This is a genomic window from Bacillus sp. 5w2 (genome assembly GCF_054353775.1).
This window is the reverse complement of the sequence record NZ_JBTIWT010000023.1, coordinates 70934-89031: the sequence shown is the minus strand read 5'-3', so window position 1 is coordinate 89031 and position 18098 is coordinate 70934. Positions and strand designations below refer to the sequence as shown.

Genomic DNA, 18098 nt, shown 5'->3' with positions numbered 1-18098 from the left:
CTTTTACTCGTTGTTTATTCCAACGAGAAGATCCTTTCATTCTTCTAGAAAGGACACGCTGTGCTTTCGCCAACTTATCTTCTAATGATCGGAAAAACTTCGGATTTTCATAGGGTGTTCCATCTGACAAAATGGCGAAATCTTTTAGTCCTACATCTACTCCAATGTAAGAATGTGTTTTCGGAAGTTCTTGTACTTCTGTTTCAACTAATAATGACACAAAATATCTACCAGAAGGGTTCCGTCTAACTGTAGCATTTACAATACGTCCCGTTATTTCACGACTTTTGGCAAATCGAACAAGACCTAGTTTTGGCAATTTTATTTTGCTTCCTATAACGGCAATGTTTTCATTTGTTTGTTTTGTGATATAAGATTGTACGTTATTCTTCTTGGATTTGAAACGCGGGGCACTATTTTGTTTTTTAAAAAATCGTGTATACGCATCCGCAAGGTTGCGAACAGACGACTGAATCGCAATACTATCCACTTCTTTGAGCCAAATAAACTCTTTCTTCATGGCAGGGAGTTTGGCAGAGCATGTACCATATGTTAAACCTTTTCCAGTTTCTTTATATGCGTGATTCCATAGGGATAGGAAATGATTGAATACAAAGCGAGAACAACCTATCGTTTTATTAATTAGAATTGCTTGTGCTTGATTTGGATAGATACGAAACTTAAAGGCTTTATTAATTATCATTTGATTCACCTCCATTTCGGTATATGACTATTATATACCAAACGTACATTCGGTTGATAGTGAAGTAACACTTTCTGCATGTCGAACAATTAAGATGACTTCCTGCCATCCCTTGTTCGAAGCCAATGCATCTCCCACCTACACACTTCGCGTTCCTTGAGGAAGGAGTCTTCTTGGCTAAAATGATAAAACTGAAGTAATAGTTGAACTTGAAAGACACTGAAGAGAGTTGATAAATGGTCAAATTGATATATCTAGAACTGTTGGATGGTTTACAAGTATGTACCCTGCATATTTTAAGGTGGATCATGAGGAGATAGAGGATAAAATTAAATCATTAAAGGAATAACTTAGAAACATACCTAATAAAGGATTTAATTATAGCATTCTTAAGTTTTTAAATAGGGAATTTAAAGAACAAGAAGTCAAGTATATAAGATTCAATTATCTTGGAGGTTTTGATAATATAATTGATAAGAACCAATTAAATCTAAACAACATTGAATTTGCGTTAGATAGTGACAAGAATAATTCATTGACAGCGCTAATGGATTTAGAGGCTATGGTGGTAAATGGTGCACTAAAGATAAATATTATCTACAGTAAAAATAGATTTAAAGATGAAACAATCCAAAGGTTTATTGAAAGTTATGTGAATACTTTGAAGGTAATTTTAGATAAGTGCATAGAAAAGGATTTCAAGGAATTCACCCCATCGGATTTTGATGCTGTAGAAATTTCACAAGAAGATTTAGATGCATTGTTTAATTAGAAGTTACGCAAGGGGTATATTATTATGAAAAATTTAAGAGAATTGTTAGTTATACTTAGTGTTTTTCTCAGTATAGTTGTATTACCACTTAAGGGATATGCATTAGACAATGAGGTTGAACAGATAAATTTATTAACAAATGATACAAAACTAAAAATAGAAAAGTTTATAGAAGAAAATATGGATAAAGGTAAGGTTCCAGGACTAGCAGTTACCTTAGTTAAAGGCGATAAGACTGTGTATCAAAAAGGATTCGGATATTCAGATATAGATGCTAAAAAGCCAGTTACTTCTAAATCCTTGTTTGAAATAGGATCTAATAGTAAAGCAGTTACTGCTTTAGGAATTTTTAATTTAGAAAAAAGTGGACAAATTAAACTTGAAGATGAAGTAACTAAATATATACCATGGTTAAAAGTTAAATATAAAGGTAAGGAAGCTTCAATAACTATAGAACAATTATTACATCAAACAAGTGGTATACCTTTTAAAACGATAGATAAGATACCAGTTTCTAATGAAGATAATGCACTTGAAGAAACAGTTAAAACCTTAATTAATATAGAACTAGATAGTGAACCAGGTAGGGATTTCCAGTATGCAACTATAAATTATGATGTTTTAGGGTTGGTTATTGAAAAAGTGACAGGGAAATCTTATGAAGGCTATATTGAAGAAAATGTCTTAAAGCCATTGGGTTTACATAATACTTATCTTTATAAAAATGAGATTGTTAATGAATATATCGCTAAAGGGTATAAACTCGAATTCTTAAAAAATGATGTATATGATGCACCTGTGTATAGAGGGAATAAGCCGGCTGGGTATATTATCTCCAGTGCTGAAGATATGGCTAAGTGGCTTAAGATTCAGCTGGGCACTTTAAATGATTTGAAATTTGATAAAGACATAGTTGGAAAATCTCAAGAGGCCAATCGTACAGTTAGACCATTAAGTGATGGATCATTCTATGCTAGTGGTTGGTTCATTTATCCAAAGAGTGAAAATCAAATTTCACATGCCGGGAATAATCCTAACTATTCTTCATTTATAGTATTTAATCCTAAGGATAAAGTCGGGGTTGCAGTACTAAGTAATACGAACTCACAATATGTAGAACTTATAGGTCAAGGTATTAATAAGATTTTAGAAGAGGGCACTTACAATAAAAATATAATAGATTTAAATAAAGGCGCAGATACAATAGCTAGTGTAATTATATGCATTTCAATTTTAATAGTTTTAAGCATATTATTTTTTACATTAAAAGCATTAAAAGCAATATTAAATAAACAAAGGTATTTAAATACAAATGGAAAAAAGAGTTTATTAAAGCTTGTTTTTTCTTTTCTGTTCATGCTGGGAATAAGTTACTGTATATATTTAATTCCATATATCCTGTATAGAGGAGTATCATGGGAATTTGTTTTTGTATGGCTTCCTAATAGTATTGAAGTTGCACTTTATTTTATATTTACCAGTGTATGGTTAGTGTATATATACTTAGTATTTATAAGCTTTTTCAAAAAAGAAAACGATAAGGGAATATTTTTGTTATCTATAAAGCGTTATTAGTGGTTTTGGTAATGCGCTTATAATTTTCACTATTAATCTGGCTGTAACAAGTAATAATGCGTTAAAGATTAAGCTGTTAATGTATTTCGTTTTAGGAATTATTCTTTATCATTTTAGCCAAGAAGACTCCTTCCTCAAGGAGCGTGAAGGGTCACAGTCCAGTGAGTAGGTGGGAGATGAATTGGCTTCGAACAAGGGATGGCAGGAAGCCATCTTAATTGTTCGACATACAGAAAGTGTTACTTCACTATCTATCGAATGTACGTTCGGTGTATAATAGTTATATACCGAAATGGAGGTGAATGAAATGATAATCAATAAAGCCTATAAGTTTCGTATCTATCCAAATCAAGCACAAGCAATTCTAATCAACAAAACGATTGGTTGTTCCCGCTTTGTATTCAATCATTTCCTATCCTTATGGGATCACGCATACAAAGAGACAGGAAAAGGCTTGACCTATGGTACATGCTCTGCCAAACTCCCTGCCATGAAGAAAGAGTTTGTTTGGCTAAAAGAAGTGGATAGTATTGCGATTCAGTCGTCTGTTCGCAACCTTGCCGATGCTTATACTCGCTTTTTTAAAAAACAAAACAGCGCACCGCGCTTTAAATCTAAGAAGAATAACGTACAATCTTACACCACAAAACAAACAAATGAAAACATTGCCGTTGTAGGGAACAAAATAAAGTTGCCGAAACTAGGCCTTGTTCGATTTGCCAAAAGCCGTGAAGTAAAGGGACGTATTGTAAATGCGACTGTTAGACGAAACCCTTCTGGCAGATATTTTGTGTCACTATTAGTTGAAACAGAAGTACAAGAACTTCCGAAAACACATTCTTACATTGGAATAGATGTAGGACTAAAAGATTTCGCTATTTTGTCAGATGGTAAACCCTATAAAAATCCGAAGTTTTTCCGATTATTAGAAGATAAGTTGGCGAAAGCACAGCGTGTTCTTTCTAGAAGAATGAAAGGATCTTCTCGCTGGAATAAACAACGAGTAAAGGTAGCTAGAATTCATGAATACATATCAAATGCTAGGAAAGATTACTTGCACAAAATCTCAACTGAAATCATCAAAAACCACGATGTTATCGGTATAGAGGATTTGCAAGTATCGAATATGTTAAAAAATCGTAAGTTAGCAAAAGCAATTAGTGAAGTATCTTGGTCACAGTTTCGAACCATGTTGGAATATAAAGCAAAATGGTATGGCAAACAAGTCATTGTCGTATCGAAAACATTTGCTTCCAGCCAATTATGTTCTTGTTGTGGATATCAAAACAAAGACGTTAAAAATCTAAACCTACGTAAATGGGACTGTCCTTCTTGTCGTACACACCATGATAGGGATATTAACGCAAGTATCAATATAAAGAATGAAGCGATAAGGCTTCTAACCGCAAGGACTGCGGGGTTAGCCTAATCAATTAGAGTTCGATAGAACTCTTTACTTAGGAATCCCTCACTTCTAAACGAAGTGAAAGTGGGGGTAGTTCAAGTCTATGGGCAAAAGGTTATGAGGGGGAAATTAATAGAGTTAACCAATGAAATAGTATATTCAAAAAGAATGGGAATTGTAAAAAAATTACTGGAATCTTCTTATAGCAAGTTTGAAGAAATTGAAAAGGGAAGAATTCAGTCCATTATATGAAAGATTATAAAGAACTAGAAGAAATAAGAAAATTAATTGATGTTGGAGGGCCTACTATGTGCCATAGTGCCAGAAAAGCATTTTTAAGTACGGCTTTAATAACATCGCCATCTGACTATAAAGAAGTAATTAATGAGCTTATCGATTATGGAGGTAGAGTATCTCTTAAATTAAGATTAGAACTTGCTAAAAAAGTTTCATCAGTTATTACCTCATATATGATTTCCGTAGATGAAACTATGAATAATATTGAACTTGAAGGCCTGTTTAAAGCCTATGACATAATGGAGTAATTAGGGAATTTTAAAAAATGGATGTGTGATTAAACATTCAGGACTGACACATAAAAAATAAATTAAATCCGTTAAATAGTCTATCTCTTTAGTTGATAGACTATTTGAAATTTATTTTAAAAGAATATGATAAAAAAAGAATTATCGAGTCCAGATATGGAATACCGCTTTTAGGAAATGTACCTTAAGAGATACTAAAAAAGTTATATATTAAATGGGTATTATTTTTTGTGCGAGAAAGGTCAAAAAATTTAGAAAATCCAAAATTGATAAGTTATTAACTAGAAAATAGGGGGGAGTTTAATGAGAAAAGTAGTATTATACAGTGATCAAGTAGAAGAAGATAGAAAATTGGATTATGAACTATTAAGGTTGTTAAATAAAGAAAATCCTTCAATAGCATATCTTCGAGCATCTTCAGATGTAACAGGAAAATATTTTAATTATGTAGTTAAATACTATAGATATTTAGGAATTAATAATGTGAAATATTTTGATTTAGACAAAGAATACGATGAAAGAAAGGTTAATGACATATTTAATTATGATGGAATACATCTTTCTGGTGGAAATACATTTCGTTTTTTATATTCCTTAAGAAAAAGAAATTTATTGCATTCATTAAAATCATATTTGCAAAATGGTGGGGTTTTAATTGGTGTTAGTGCTGGTAGTATAATAACAACTAAAAGTATTGATACAGCCCAATTTTTAGACGAGGATATTATAGGACTAGAGGATAGAAGTTCCCTAGGTATTGTAGATTTTGATTTTATGCCTCATTGGAGCGAGGAACAAAGTGAAAAATATTTAGATTTATTAAAGGATTATTCTAAGTTGAAAAATAAGGAGATTTATGCTTGTAAAGATGGTGATGGGATAGTTATTGAGGGAGAAGAGATTAAATTGATTGGTGATATTTTGAAAATCTAATTTAGTTTCAATTTATATTAACAAATAAGAAATTTTTTTCGGTTTCCCCTAAGTAATCATGTATAAAACCATCTCCTTTATGTTTATAAATTGAGGAACAATTATGTTGAAACTATAGAAAAAGAGTCCTGTTAATACAGGACTCTTCTTTATTTTTATTAATCTAATGATTAGAGACATTAGTGAACTACTCGCCACTTAGCAAAGCTTGAAGTGGGAGCTTCTCAGTTCCACGACGAAAGAAACCTTTCGACGCCCTGAGCGTTACTTCTAGATGTCCAACGCTTGGACGCTCTCTGTGTACGGTTGATATTTTACGCAGGAACCGAATGGCTTGGTTTTCGCACTCTATTTTCTTCCTACAACCTCCTATATCAAGCTATCAAAGAACTTCAGATAGCTAGTTTATCAAAAGTTTTTGGCTATGCCAAACTGAAATTCATCTCCCACCTACCGTTTGGCTATCGCCCTTCACATGCTTGAGGAAGGAGAATTCTTCCGGTAAATTCATTAAAAAATTCCTTTTGTGTACCAAGAAGCAAAATATTTTTATGATAAAATATAGAAAAAGATGATTAAGAAGGGATAATTAAAGTGAAACCAACAATTTATGATGTTGCGGAAAAAGCAGGTGTATCAATAGCAACTGTATCCAAGGTAATTAATCAAACTGGGCGTATTAGTGAAAAAACAATAAACAAAGTAAATCAGGTAATGGATGAATTAGATTACCAGCCAAGTAGTGTAGCGGCAGCGTTAACAGGTAAAAAAACATATACGATTGGGGTACTTGTCCCAGATATCTCAAACCCATTTTTTGCTGAAGTAGCAAGAGCGTTTGAAAATAGTGCAAGAGAATCAGGGTATACACTCATTTTATGTAGTACAGACCATCAAACAAAACGTGAGCATGAATACATTGATTTATTATTTAAAAAGCAAGTAGATGGCATTATTATCGCGACGGAGCTAAATGATTATAAACTTGTTAAAAAAATCGTGAATCGAGATTTGCCACTTGTACTATTCACTGTAGATCATCCTTCCATCACGACTCATGTTGTGACAACTGATGATATGAGGGGAGGCTACCTAGCTGGAAGTTATCTAACGCAAAAAGGCCATACATCTTTAACGATTATGATGGAGAAGGATAGAAAAAGTAGCTTAGGCAGATTGAATGGTTTCAAACAAGCGCTTACGGATTCAGGGATCTCGTTAGATGATGAGGCTATCATTAGCTGCTATTCGACAGTGGAAGATAGTAAACGTGCAAGTAAGGAATTACTTCATTTGCCTAACAGGCCTACAGCCGTTTTTGCTTGTACAGATTTGATTGCTATATGCCTTATGAATGAAGCAAGAAAACAAAGGCTTTCAATTCCGGAAGATTTATCAATTATCGGATTTGATAATACAATCTATGCTGAGATTGCAGATCCAGGGTTAACAACAATTGAACAGCCAATCAAACAAATGGCAACCTGTACGTTTGAACAACTGCTAAAAACGATGGAAATGAAGGAGCATGCTAAGCAAAAAATTACAATTATTCCTCAGTTAGTAGAGCGATCCTCAGTAAAGGATATTACATGATAGCATTTTTACAAGTCTATTTGAATGTAACAAAAGAAGGTCATCGTAACTACGTATAGTTAGGATGACCTTCTTTTATATCTAGGATTTATACAGAGAATTGCTCTCCGTTTTTTGTATTTAAATCCTGCTGTATTTCATTTTCCTTTGGAATAGTAAGGAAATGAGTTAAAAATGCACCAAAGAAATACAAACCAGCAAAGATCCACATTACGCCGCCAACACCTAAAGGACCGATGAAGGCAGTTACTACTAATGGTCCAACGAATGCTGATAATCCTGAACCTAAATTTAAGACAGACATTGCAGCTCCTTTATTTTCAGGAGATAAAGATGGGACTAATGCTGTAAGAGGTACATAACCGGCAAGTGTTGCTCCGTAGCAACAGGCAACAAATAATATTGCCCAATAATTATGTCCTACCATTTGTGGTACATAATAGAGTGCAAGAGTTACAATTCCGCAACCGACTCCTCCGAACCATTTAATTGTATTTACCCAACCAAACTTGTCTCCAACGATACCAAAAATAATATTAAACACCATATTTACAAAGAATAGAGTACCCCAAATTTGAAGCCATTCAGTCATCGTAAAATTATATTTCATCATATAGGTAGGTAAGAAAACAACAAATCCAAACTGAGCGGCCGAGTTTATAATTTTTACAATACCGCCTATACCAACTTTAGGATTTTCAAATGCGATGGTAATGCCTTTTAGTAATTCGTTTGATTTGTTAGCGCTTACGGTTTGTGCTTTAAATTTATCCTTATTTACAACGATTGAGAATAATCCCCCTACGACAACAAAAATTAAAGCGCTCCATAAAGTAGCAATTTCTCCGATTTTCGGAACCATATAACTAGAATAAAAGGCCCCTATAACACTAAGCCCTAGCTGAAATACGAACCAGAACCAGCCAACTGCTCTTGAAAGCATTTGTTGAGGCGTACTGTAAGATACCCAAACTAGGAAAGAATAAGCAAATAAGGGATAACCAAACCCGCGTAGGGCATAGCAAATTAATATTACGGGATAATTCATATGCTGAATTCCTATACCGATGAACCCAATTGATCCTAAAATAAATGATACTAAACCAAATGTCATGACTTTTCTTGGTCCCCACATTTGTACAAATACCCCTGAAAACCAAGAAGAAGCAGATACAGTAATTCCGTAAATAGTAAACAGGAAAGCAGCGTGTTCTAGCGTTAATCCTTTTTCAACGAGATAAGGGGATAACCATCCCTGTTCTAACCCGTCCCCAATCATAAAAACGATAATTCCTATGTATCCCCAAGTTAAATTAGAAGGGATCCCAATCCTGTCCATAAATGTTTTGTTTGAACTAATAGCGTTCATTCTCCCACCACCGATAAGTTATTTTTGGTTAAGCGCTTAATTCTTTTTGATAAAAAAAGTATACGCTTACATTATGAGGTCGTCAATTAAATTTTTTGACAATTTACAACTTTCTTTTATAGAACATTCTATTTACTTATTGGAGAATAAAATAATGGTCAGTATGAAAAGAAAGAAATACCTTATAGATGTGGGATTACTATTTAAAGGCTTGGTTTTCTTTGTTATATCAGTATTTTAAAAGAGTATATTTGTAGCTTTTTAGAGTGTTTATTTCTAATTATTAATTTTTATTTTTATGTAATACGTATATTGAGGGAATGCAAAATTCGGATGAAAAGAGGAGTGTTCAAAAAAATAAAAATGTTTTCAATTTAGAATCAAGTGTGTATAATGAAGAAAAATAGGGAAAGCGCTTAACTTAATTTAATCCGCTAAACCCTATAGACCTTCATTTCGTTTCTTAAATTTTAATATAGAGGGAGAAATCATATGAACGTTTTAAAGATTGGGATTATTGGTGCTGGACGAATTGGGAAACTACATGTTGATAATTTGCAGCTTATGCCACAAGTGAAAATTAAAGCGGTTTCAGATGTAGTAATTAATCATCTAGAAAAGTGGGCTCAAGATAAAGGGATTTCCACTCTGACTACAAACTATCAGGATTTATTAACTGATCCAGAAATTGATGCTGTCTTTATTTGTTCACCAACAAATACACATGCGCAAATTATTAAAGAAGCAGCTCTTGCGAAAAAACATATTTTCTGCGAAAAGCCTGTTAGTTTCTCAGTAGAAGAAACATTAGAAGCATTAGAAGTAGTAAAAGAACAGGGAGTATCTCTTCAAGTAGGTTTTAATCGTCGTTTTGATCCTAACTTCAGGAAAGTTTATGATCTTATTCAACAAGGCGAAGTGGGACAGCCGCATATTTTAAAAATTACGTCACGTGATCCACAACCGCCAAGTATAGAATATGTTCGCTCTTCAGGCGGATTGTTTATGGATATGATGATTCATGATTTTGATATGGCTCGTTATGTGATGAATAGTGAAGTGGTTGAAGTATTTGCATATGGAACAACATTAATTGATCCATCCATTCAGGAAGTAAATGATGTTGATACAGCAATTGTCACATTAAAATTTGCGAATGGAGCTTTAGGGGTAATTGATAATAGCCGCCAAGCTGTTTATGGATATGACCAGCGTGTGGAAGTGTTTGGTGAAAAAGGCGCGGTTGCTGCGGATAATTGCTGCCCGACAACAGTTCAAGTGTCAAAAACAGAAGGTATTGTAAAAGATAAGCCGCTTTATTTCTTCTTAGAGCGCTACACGCAAGCTTACATTGAGGAAGTAACACAATTTACAAAGTCAATTATAGAAGGACAAGCTGTTATTTGCAGTGGTAATGATGGGTTACAAGCGGAGCGAATTGCGAAAGCTGCGAAGGAATCCTTACTAACAGGAAAACCCGTACAAATTGAACATAAACAGCCTGCATTAAATCAATAAAGAGAGCGCTTACTTATAGATAGATAAAGAGTAATGAATAGTATGTTTATAAAAATATGAACCTTATCATTCATTCTTTCATAAAGCATGGGAGGTAGTAATAATGAATCCACTTATTTTTAAAGAAGATTGTCCATTAGACCTAATTGCAGTTGGACGTTTATGCGTTGATTTAAATGCCAATGAAACACAACGTCCTATGGAAGAAACAAGAACGTTTACTAAGTATGTGGGAGGTTCTCCTGCCAACATTGCGATTGGTGCGGCGCGTCTCGGCTTACAGACAGGATTTATCGGTAAAGTGTCTGATGATCAAATGGGCCGTTTTATTACAGGGTACCTAAAGGACAATAAGATTAATACAGATCAGATACGTATCGATCGTACAGGTGCAGTGACAGGTCTAGCATTTACAGAAATTAAAAGTCCTGAAGATTGCAGTATTTTAATGTATCGCGACAATGTCGCAGATTTAAACCTTGATCCAACAGAGGTATCTGAGGACTATATTAAACAATCAAAAGCACTCTTAATTTCAGGAACAGCTTTAGCGAAAAGTCCTTCTCGCGAGGCGGTATTTTTAGCATTAGAATATGCGCGTAAGCATGATGTAGTTGTATTTTTTGATGTAGATTACCGCCCTTATACATGGCAGTCAGAAGCTGAAACGGCTGTGTATTACAATCTAGCGGCTGAAAAATCTGATGTCATTATTGGAACGCGTGAAGAATTCGATATGATGGAAAAATTATTAAACTATGAAAAATCTAATGACCAAGTTACGGCTGAAAGATGGTTTTCCCATCATGCGAAAATCGTTGTAATTAAACATGGCGGGGATGGTTCAATCGCTTATACGAGAGACGGTCAATCTCACCGAGGCGGTATCTTTAAAACAAAGGTGTTAAAGACGTTTGGCGCTGGCGACTCGTATGCATCTGCGTTTATTTATGGCCTAATGCAAGGGCTTGAGATTCCTCAAGCGATGCGATTAGGTGGAGCTTCTGCTTCGATCGTTATTTCTAAACATAGCTGTTCTGATGCAATGCCAACAAGGGCAGAGATTTCTGCATTCATGGAAACGGCTGAGGAATTGGTATAGAAACGTCATGAATCAATAAGCAAGTAAGGGCGTATCCTATTGGGTGCTTCTACATTACAGAAAAGGGAGAGAATGAATATGACAGTACAAACAGCACAAATTGTAAAAAACTACATTGGCGGCGAATGGGTAGAATCTATTTCAACTAAGATGGAAGCTGTATATAATCCTGCAACAGGAGAAGTAATCGCTCAAGTACCACTTTCAACAAAAGAAGATGTTGAGCAAGCTGTATTAGCAGCAAATGAAGCGTTCAAATCTTGGTCTAAAACTGCTGTACCAAAACGCGCTCGTATTCTATTTAAATATCAACAATTACTAGTAGATAACTGGGAAGAGTTAGCGAAACTGATTACGATTGAAAACGGAAAAAGCTATAACGAGGCTTACGGTGAAGTTCTTCGTGGTATTGAGTGCGTGGAGTTTGCAGCGGGTGCTCCTACATTAATGATGGGAAAACAGCTTCCTGATATTGCGACAGGTATTGAGTCTGGCATGTATCGTTACCCAATTGGTGTTATAGGCGGCATTACACCTTTCAACTTCCCAATGATGGTTCCATGCTGGATGTTCCCACTTGCAATTGCTTGTGGTAATACATTTGTATTAAAACCTTCAGAGCGTACACCAATTCTAGCAGGAAGACTAGCAGAATTAGCTGCAGAAGCAGGCTTACCAAAAGGTGTATTAAATATCGTAAATGGCGCTCACGATGTAGTAAACGGGCTTCTGGAACATAAATTAGTGAAGGCAATTTCGTTTGTAGGTTCTCAACCTGTCGCAGAATATGTATACAAAAAAGGAACAGAAAACTTAAAACGCGTGCAAGCATTAGCGGGTGCGAAAAACCATTCCATTGTATTAAATGATGCGAATCTTGAACTAGCAACAAAGCAAATTATTAGTGCTGCATTCGGTTCAGCTGGTGAGCGTTGTATGGCTGCTTCTGTAGTAACAGTAGAAGAAGATATTGCAGATCAATTAGTTAATAGATTAGTAGAAGAAGCGAACAAAATTATCATCGGAAATGGTCTTGATGAAGATGTATTTTTAGGGCCAGTTATTCGTGATAACCATAAAGAACGCACAATTGGTTACATCGATTCAGGTGTAGAACAGGGCGCTACATTAGTTCGTGATGGACGTGAAGATACAGCTGTAAAAGGAACTGGTTACTTCGTTGGTCCAACAATTTTTGACCATGTTACAAAAGAAATGAAGATCTGGCAAGATGAGATTTTTGCTCCTGTTTTATCTATTGTTCGTGTAAAATCATTGGATGAAGCGATTGAAATTGCCAATGAGTCTCGTTTTGCAAATGGAGCTTGCATTTATACAGATAGCGGGGCAAGTGTACGTCAATTCCGTGAAACTATTGAATCAGGTATGTTAGGTGTGAATGTTGGGGTTCCGGCGCCAATGGCATTCTTCCCGTTCTCTGGTTGGAAAGACTCTTTCTATGGTGATCTTCATGCGAACGGTACGGACGGCGTTGAGTTTTATACAAGAAAGAAAATGCTTACATCTCGTTGGGAAAAGTAATCTTTAAGAGAGAAGTAGAATCTGTTTAGTTGCTTGTAAGCAAAAGTAAGGAAAGTAGTAAAACATAAGAAGGAAGTATTAGGAGTCTATCAAATTCCTAATACTCCTTTTTCATATGCAGAATGACTGTTAGAGATAGAAAGGAGCAAATCATATGCAAACTGTTAGAATGACGACGGCTCAAGCATTGGTGAAATTTTTGAACGAGCAGTATGTAGAGTTTGATGGAAAGCAACAAAAGTTTATTAAGGGAATCTTTACGATTTTTGGTCATGGAAATGTAGTAGGCCTAGGTCAAGCTTTAGAAGAAGACGCAGGGGAATTAGAGGTATATCAAGGGAGAAATGAACAAGGAATGGCAAATGCTGCAATGGCTTTTGCAAAACAAAAACATAGAAAACAAATTATGGCATGTACTTCTTCTGTTGGTCCTGGATCAGCAAATATGATTACTTCTGCAGCAACAGCTTCTGCAAATAATATTCCCGTTTTACTACTTCCAGGAGATGTATTTGCAACGAGACAACCTGATCCTGTTCTTCAACAAATTGAACAAACACATGACTTATCTATTTCTACAAATGATGCTTTTCGTGCAGTAAGTAAGTATTGGGACCGGATAAATCGTCCTGAACAATTGATGACAGCTATGATTCAAGCCATGCGTGTTTTAACGAACCCGGCAGATACAGGAGCTGTAACCATTTGTTTACCACAAGATGTCCAAGGAGAAGCATGGGATTTTCCAAGTTACTTCTTCCAAAAGCGTGTTCACCGTATTGAACGTCGTCTACCTACAAAAGCTAGCTTAGCGGATGCAGTGGAAATGATTAAGAGAAAGAAAAAGCCAGTAATGATTTGCGGTGGTGGTGTAAGATACGCAGAAGCGGCAGAAGAGTTAAAACAGTTTGCTGAAACATTCCACATTCCATTTGGAGAAACACAGGCTGGAAAAAGTGCAATTGAAAGTAGTCACCCATATAATCTTGGTGGCATTGGGGTAACTGGAAATATAGCAGCTAATACAATTGCAAAGGAAGCGGATCTTGTTATTGGGATCGGGACGAGATTTACTGATTTTACAACAGCATCAAAACAATTATTTCAAAATGAGGAAGTTGAGTTTTTAAACATTAACATTTCAGAATTCCATGCGAATAAGCTGGATGCATTAAAGGTTATAGCGGATGCGAAAGAAGCTCTTCTTGCTCTAATGGATGAACTGCAAGAAATTGATTATCGATCTAGTTATACAGTAGAAATTGCTGATGCAAAAGAGGCTTGGGAAACAGAATTATCACGTCTACATAATATTCGCTTTACAGGTCAAGATTTCACACCAGAAGTCGAAGGTCATTTCGATGAAAATTTAAATGAGTATGTAGACGCACTTGGTACACAATTAACACAGACCGCAGTCATTGGACAAGTCAATACATTACTTGATGAAGATGCAATTATCGTTGGAGCGGCAGGAAGTCTTCCAGGTGATTTACAAAGAATGTGGACATCAAGCAAACCGAATACATATCACATGGAGTATGGATACTCTTGCATGGGTTATGAGGTTGCGGGCGCATTTGGTGCAAAGATAGCTGAACCATCGAAGGAAGTATATGCAATGGTAGGGGATGGTAGTTACCAGATGCTTCATTCTGAGCTTGTCACAAGTCTCCAAGAAAACAAAAAAATTAACGTCTTATTGTTTGATAACTCCGGATTTGGTTGCATTAATAACTTACAAATGGGCAATGGAATGGGGAGCTTTGGAACAGAGTTTCGCTACCGAAACCAGGAAACTCGTAAATTAGACGGGGCAATTATGAAAATTGATTTTGCAGCTAGCGCAGCTGGATATGGTGTGAAAACATATCATGTTACATCACTAGAACAATTACAAGAAGCGCTTATAGATGCGAAAAAACAAATGGTTTCTACATTAATTGATATTAAAGTATTACCAAAAACAATGACAAATGGATACGAGTCATGGTGGCATGTAGGTGTTGCAGAAGTATCTAAAAGTCAAAGTGTACAAGCTGCGTACGAGAGTAAAGTAAGTAACTTGCAACAGGCAAGGTCTTATTAGATTAGGACACAAAGAGAGCTTTTTATCTACATGCATATTTATAGAATGCTCTCTTTTTAATGAATAGATAAGAGAAGTTGACGAAATTCTATCACAGTTTGTAAAGAGGAGAGACAAGGGGATGTTTAAAGAAAATACAATTAAGCTTGGAATTGCACCAATTGCTTGGACAAATGATGATATGCCGGAGCTAGGGGCAGAAAATACGTTTGAACAATGTATTAGTGAGATGGCACTAGCTGGATTTAATGGAAGTGAAGTAGGGAATAAATATCCGAGAAATACAGTTGTATTAAAAAAATCTTTGGAATTACGAAACTTGGAGATTGCTAGTGCATGGTTTAGTACGTTTTTAACAACGAAGCCGCTTGAAGAGACGGTAGCAGAATTTATTAAGCATAGGGATTTCTTGCATGACATGGGTGCGAAAGTCATCGTTGTTTCAGAGCAAGGGCATAGTATTCAAGGTTTAATGGATGTACCACTATTTAAAAATAAGCCTGTTTTTACAGAAGAAGAGTGGGATAAGCTTGCGAATGGATTACATCACCTCGGTAAATTAGCTCAGGAAAAGGGGCTACATATTGTATACCATCACCATATGGGTACGGGTGTTCAAACAACGGCAGAAATTGAAAAGCTAATGGATATGACTGATCCAGCGCTTGTATCTCTGCTTTTTGATACAGGTCACCTTGTTTTTTCAGGAGAAGAGCCACTTTATATTTTGAAGAAATATTTACCTCGTATTAAACACGTACATTTAAAAGATATTCGTCAAGAAGTAGTAGATGCTGTAAAGGAAAGCGAATTAAGTTTCCTACAGGCAGTGAAGAATGGAGCATTTACAGTTCCCGGGGATGGCGTAATTGTGTTTGATGAAGTGTTTACTATCCTTGCAAACTCTGATTATCAAGGGTGGTTTGTGGTAGAAGCAGAGCAAGACCCGGCTTTAGCGAATCCTTTTGAGTACGCATTAAAAGCTCGAAAATTTATACAAGAAAAAGCAGGTCTGTAATTTCTATATTTTGAGAGTATCCCTAAGTAAATGCCATGGTAATCAACATATCTTCTTACAAAAGGGGTAAAAAGACGCGACGGTTGTTTTTACATGTAATAAATAATATTGAAATAGGGGAGTATGTAATGCCATTAGTTCAAATGAAAGATATTTTAATAAAAGCAAATCAAGAGAATTATGGGGTTGGAGCTTTTAGTGTTGCGAATATGGAAATGGTCATAGGGGCTATCAAAGCAGCTGAAGAGTTAAGTTCGCCGCTTATTCTACAAATTGCAGAAGTTCGTTTGAATCATTCGCCAATCCATATGATTGGCCCTTTGATGATAGCTGCGGCGAAAAAAGCGACTGTTCCAGTAGCAGTTCACTTTGATCACGGTATGACATTTGAAAAGATTCAAGAGACATTAGAAATTGGTTTTAGTTCGGTTATGTTTGATGGCTCTCACTATCCGTTAGAAGAAAATATACAAAAGACAAAAGAAATTGTAGAACTTGCGAAACAGTACGGTGCGACGGTAGAGGCTGAGATTGGCAGAGTTGGTGGTAGTGAGGACGGATCAGAAGATATTGAGATGTTGCTGACAAGCACTACAGAAGCAAAACGATTTGCAGAAGAAACAGACGTAGATGCATTAGCTGTTGCAATTGGAAATGCGCATGGTATGTACAATGAAGATCCTAATTTACGATTAGACCGCCTACAAGAGATTAATGAGGTAGTCCATATCCCACTCGTTTTACATGGCGGCTCTGGCATTAGTCCAGAGGATTTCAAGCAATGTATTCAACATGGTGTTCGAAAAATTAATGTAGCAACAGCCACATTTCAGAATGTAATTACTGCTGTTAACAATACAGTCCTAAATAATCCGTATTCAGATTACTTTACGTACCACCAGGATGTTATTGAGGCTGCATACGAAAATGTTAAAAGTCATATGCAAATATTCGGAAGTGAAAACAGAGTATAAATAGAAAAGCTTTCTTCAGTAATAGTTAGATGAAACTTGGAATGTAGTTAGCTGACAAAAGTAGAGAATGATTGAGTAGCCATTAAATAAAAGGGGGAGAAAGCCATGTTAGGAAAATTAGGTGAATTAAATGAGGGGTATAATGTATTAACAGAAATGAACGGTCAATGCAGTGATATGTTAATGGATATAGGCATATATAAGATATCTAATGGAAAAGAAGAGTTGCTATTTGATAATAAGAATGAAACTGCGGTTCTTTTACTGGAAGGGGCAATACGTTTAGAGTGGGAAGGAATGGAACAAGTTATTCAAAGACAGTCTGTGTTTGAAGAGAACCCTTGGTGCTTACATGTATCTAAAAATGTGAAGGTTACAATTACTGCTCTTTCAGATAGTGAAGTGCTTGTTCAAAAAACAGATAATGATCAAGAATTTGCGTCTAAGTTATATACTCCAAATGAGTGTCAAAGTGTTTTAGCGGGAGATGGAGTATGGGAGGGAACGGCGCAGCGTGTTATTCGTACGATTTTTGACTATAACAATGCAGCTTATTCTAATATGGTAGTAGGAGAAGTTATTTCTTATCCAGGGCGATGGTCCAGTTATCCACCACATCACCATGATCAACCGGAGGTATATTATTATCGATTTAACAAGCCACAGGGTTTTGGATGTGCAATGGTTGGTGAGGATGCTTATCGCGTTGTACATAATAGCTTTATTACAATTCCAGGTGAGCTAGACCATCCACAAGCAACCGCGCCTGGATATGCCATGTATTTTTGTTGGATGATTCGACACCTTGAGAATAATCCTTGGAATGATCGTATCATGGAGGAAGAACACAAGTGGTTATTAGAACCAAACGCGAAAATTTGGCCAGAAAAGGAATAGACGAAAATAAAGGTTCGGGATAAAAATGATGTCCTTGCAATTTTTTTGCTCAGAACCAAT

Annotated in this window: 15 protein-coding genes; 13 read left to right on the top strand and 2 right to left on the bottom strand. The window is 35.7% G+C overall.

What is annotated here, in order from left to right; genetic code table 11:
* A partial coding sequence (locus tag ACXY7N_RS26690) for an RNA-guided endonuclease TnpB family protein (protein ID WP_488592778.1) occupies positions 1-703 on the bottom strand: 703 nt, incomplete at its 3' end.
* A gap of 358 nt (positions 704-1061) precedes the next feature.
* On the opposite strand from ACXY7N_RS26690, the gene ACXY7N_RS26685 reads away from it, so the two are divergent.
* From ACXY7N_RS26685 to ACXY7N_RS26660, 6 genes are all read left to right on the top strand, one after another.
* Positions 1062-1475, top strand: coding sequence for a condensation domain-containing protein (locus ACXY7N_RS26685; protein WP_488592781.1), 414 nt, complete (start codon positions 1062-1064; stop codon positions 1473-1475).
* Between the two features lie 24 nt (positions 1476-1499).
* Entirely contained in the window at positions 1500-3050 is a 1551-nt protein-coding gene (locus ACXY7N_RS26680; RefSeq protein WP_488592777.1) for a serine hydrolase domain-containing protein, read from the top strand.
* Positions 3051-3357: 307 nt separating this feature from the next.
* Positions 3358-4479: an IS200/IS605 family element RNA-guided endonuclease TnpB gene (tnpB, locus tag ACXY7N_RS26675; RefSeq protein ID WP_488592776.1), complete on the top strand. Its 1122-nt coding sequence runs from the start codon at positions 3358-3360 to the stop codon at positions 4477-4479.
* Between the two features lie 224 nt (positions 4480-4703).
* Positions 4704-5000: a hypothetical protein gene (locus ACXY7N_RS26670; RefSeq protein ID WP_016135857.1), complete on the top strand. Its 297-nt coding sequence runs from the start codon at positions 4704-4706 to the stop codon at positions 4998-5000.
* 303 nt (positions 5001-5303) lie between these two features.
* Entirely contained in the window at positions 5304-5933 is a 630-nt protein-coding gene (locus ACXY7N_RS26665; RefSeq protein ID WP_016135858.1) for a Type 1 glutamine amidotransferase-like domain-containing protein, read from the top strand.
* 594 nt (positions 5934-6527) lie between these two features.
* Entirely contained in the window at positions 6528-7529 is a 1002-nt protein-coding gene (locus ACXY7N_RS26660; RefSeq protein WP_353811601.1) for a LacI family DNA-binding transcriptional regulator, read from the top strand.
* Between the two features lie 88 nt (positions 7530-7617).
* Here ACXY7N_RS26660 and ACXY7N_RS26655 read toward each other — a convergent pair whose 3' ends face one another.
* Complete coding sequence (locus ACXY7N_RS26655; RefSeq protein ID WP_488592775.1) at positions 7618-8898, bottom strand: MFS transporter; 1281 nt, start codon at positions 8896-8898, stop codon at positions 7618-7620.
* Positions 8899-9390: 492 nt separating this feature from the next.
* On the opposite strand from ACXY7N_RS26655, the gene iolG reads away from it, so the two are divergent.
* The 7 genes from iolG (at position 9391) to ACXY7N_RS26620 (ending at position 18038) form a co-directional block, all read left to right on the top strand.
* Positions 9391-10416 (top strand): inositol 2-dehydrogenase, encoded by a 1026-nt coding sequence (gene iolG / locus ACXY7N_RS26650; RefSeq protein ID WP_488592774.1) that lies wholly within the window; start codon positions 9391-9393, stop codon positions 10414-10416.
* A 103-nt stretch (positions 10417-10519) separates the two neighbouring features.
* Complete coding sequence (gene iolC / locus ACXY7N_RS26645) at positions 10520-11518, top strand: 5-dehydro-2-deoxygluconokinase (RefSeq protein WP_048562793.1); 999 nt, start codon at positions 10520-10522, stop codon at positions 11516-11518.
* A gap of 78 nt (positions 11519-11596) precedes the next feature.
* A complete protein-coding gene (locus tag ACXY7N_RS26640; RefSeq protein WP_488592773.1) occupies positions 11597-13060 on the top strand; it encodes a CoA-acylating methylmalonate-semialdehyde dehydrogenase in 1464 nt (487 codons plus the stop codon).
* Between the two features lie 154 nt (positions 13061-13214).
* Positions 13215-15149 carry a 3D-(3,5/4)-trihydroxycyclohexane-1,2-dione acylhydrolase (decyclizing) gene (gene iolD, locus ACXY7N_RS26635; protein WP_488592772.1) on the top strand — a complete coding sequence of 645 codons (1935 nt, stop codon included), beginning with the start codon at positions 13215-13217 and terminating at the stop codon, positions 15147-15149.
* A 121-nt stretch (positions 15150-15270) separates the two neighbouring features.
* Positions 15271-16167: a myo-inosose-2 dehydratase gene (gene iolE, locus ACXY7N_RS26630; protein ID WP_488592771.1), complete on the top strand. Its 897-nt coding sequence runs from the start codon at positions 15271-15273 to the stop codon at positions 16165-16167.
* Between the two features lie 128 nt (positions 16168-16295).
* Positions 16296-17141 (top strand): class II fructose-bisphosphate aldolase, encoded by an 846-nt coding sequence (locus tag ACXY7N_RS26625; protein ID WP_488592770.1) that lies wholly within the window; start codon positions 16296-16298, stop codon positions 17139-17141.
* Between the two features lie 105 nt (positions 17142-17246).
* Entirely contained in the window at positions 17247-18038 is a 792-nt protein-coding gene (locus ACXY7N_RS26620; protein ID WP_262744207.1) for a 5-deoxy-glucuronate isomerase, read from the top strand.
* The last annotated feature ends 60 nt before the right edge of the window (positions 18039-18098 follow it).

Coding starts and splice junctions, on each gene's coding strand:
- ACXY7N_RS26625 (WP_488592770.1), top strand. CDS start 16,296: ATGCCATTAGTTCAAATGAAAGATATTTTAATAAAAGCAAATCAAGAG.
- ACXY7N_RS26670 (WP_016135857.1), top strand. CDS start 4,704: ATGAAAGATTATAAAGAACTAGAAGAAATAAGAAAATTAATTGATGTT.
- ACXY7N_RS26680 (WP_488592777.1), top strand. CDS start 1,500: ATGAAAAATTTAAGAGAATTGTTAGTTATACTTAGTGTTTTTCTCAGT.
- iolC (WP_048562793.1), top strand. CDS start 10,520: ATGAATCCACTTATTTTTAAAGAAGATTGTCCATTAGACCTAATTGCA.
- ACXY7N_RS26665 (WP_016135858.1), top strand. CDS start 5,304: ATGAGAAAAGTAGTATTATACAGTGATCAAGTAGAAGAAGATAGAAAA.
- tnpB (WP_488592776.1), top strand. CDS start 3,358: ATGATAATCAATAAAGCCTATAAGTTTCGTATCTATCCAAATCAAGCA.
- ACXY7N_RS26640 (WP_488592773.1), top strand. CDS start 11,597: ATGACAGTACAAACAGCACAAATTGTAAAAAACTACATTGGCGGCGAA.
- ACXY7N_RS26655 (WP_488592775.1), bottom strand. CDS start 8,898: ATGAACGCTATTAGTTCAAACAAAACATTTATGGACAGGATTGGGATC.
- ACXY7N_RS26620 (WP_262744207.1), top strand. CDS start 17,247: ATGTTAGGAAAATTAGGTGAATTAAATGAGGGGTATAATGTATTAACA.
- iolE (WP_488592771.1), top strand. CDS start 15,271: ATGTTTAAAGAAAATACAATTAAGCTTGGAATTGCACCAATTGCTTGG.
- iolG (WP_488592774.1), top strand. CDS start 9,391: ATGAACGTTTTAAAGATTGGGATTATTGGTGCTGGACGAATTGGGAAA.
- iolD (WP_488592772.1), top strand. CDS start 13,215: ATGCAAACTGTTAGAATGACGACGGCTCAAGCATTGGTGAAATTTTTG.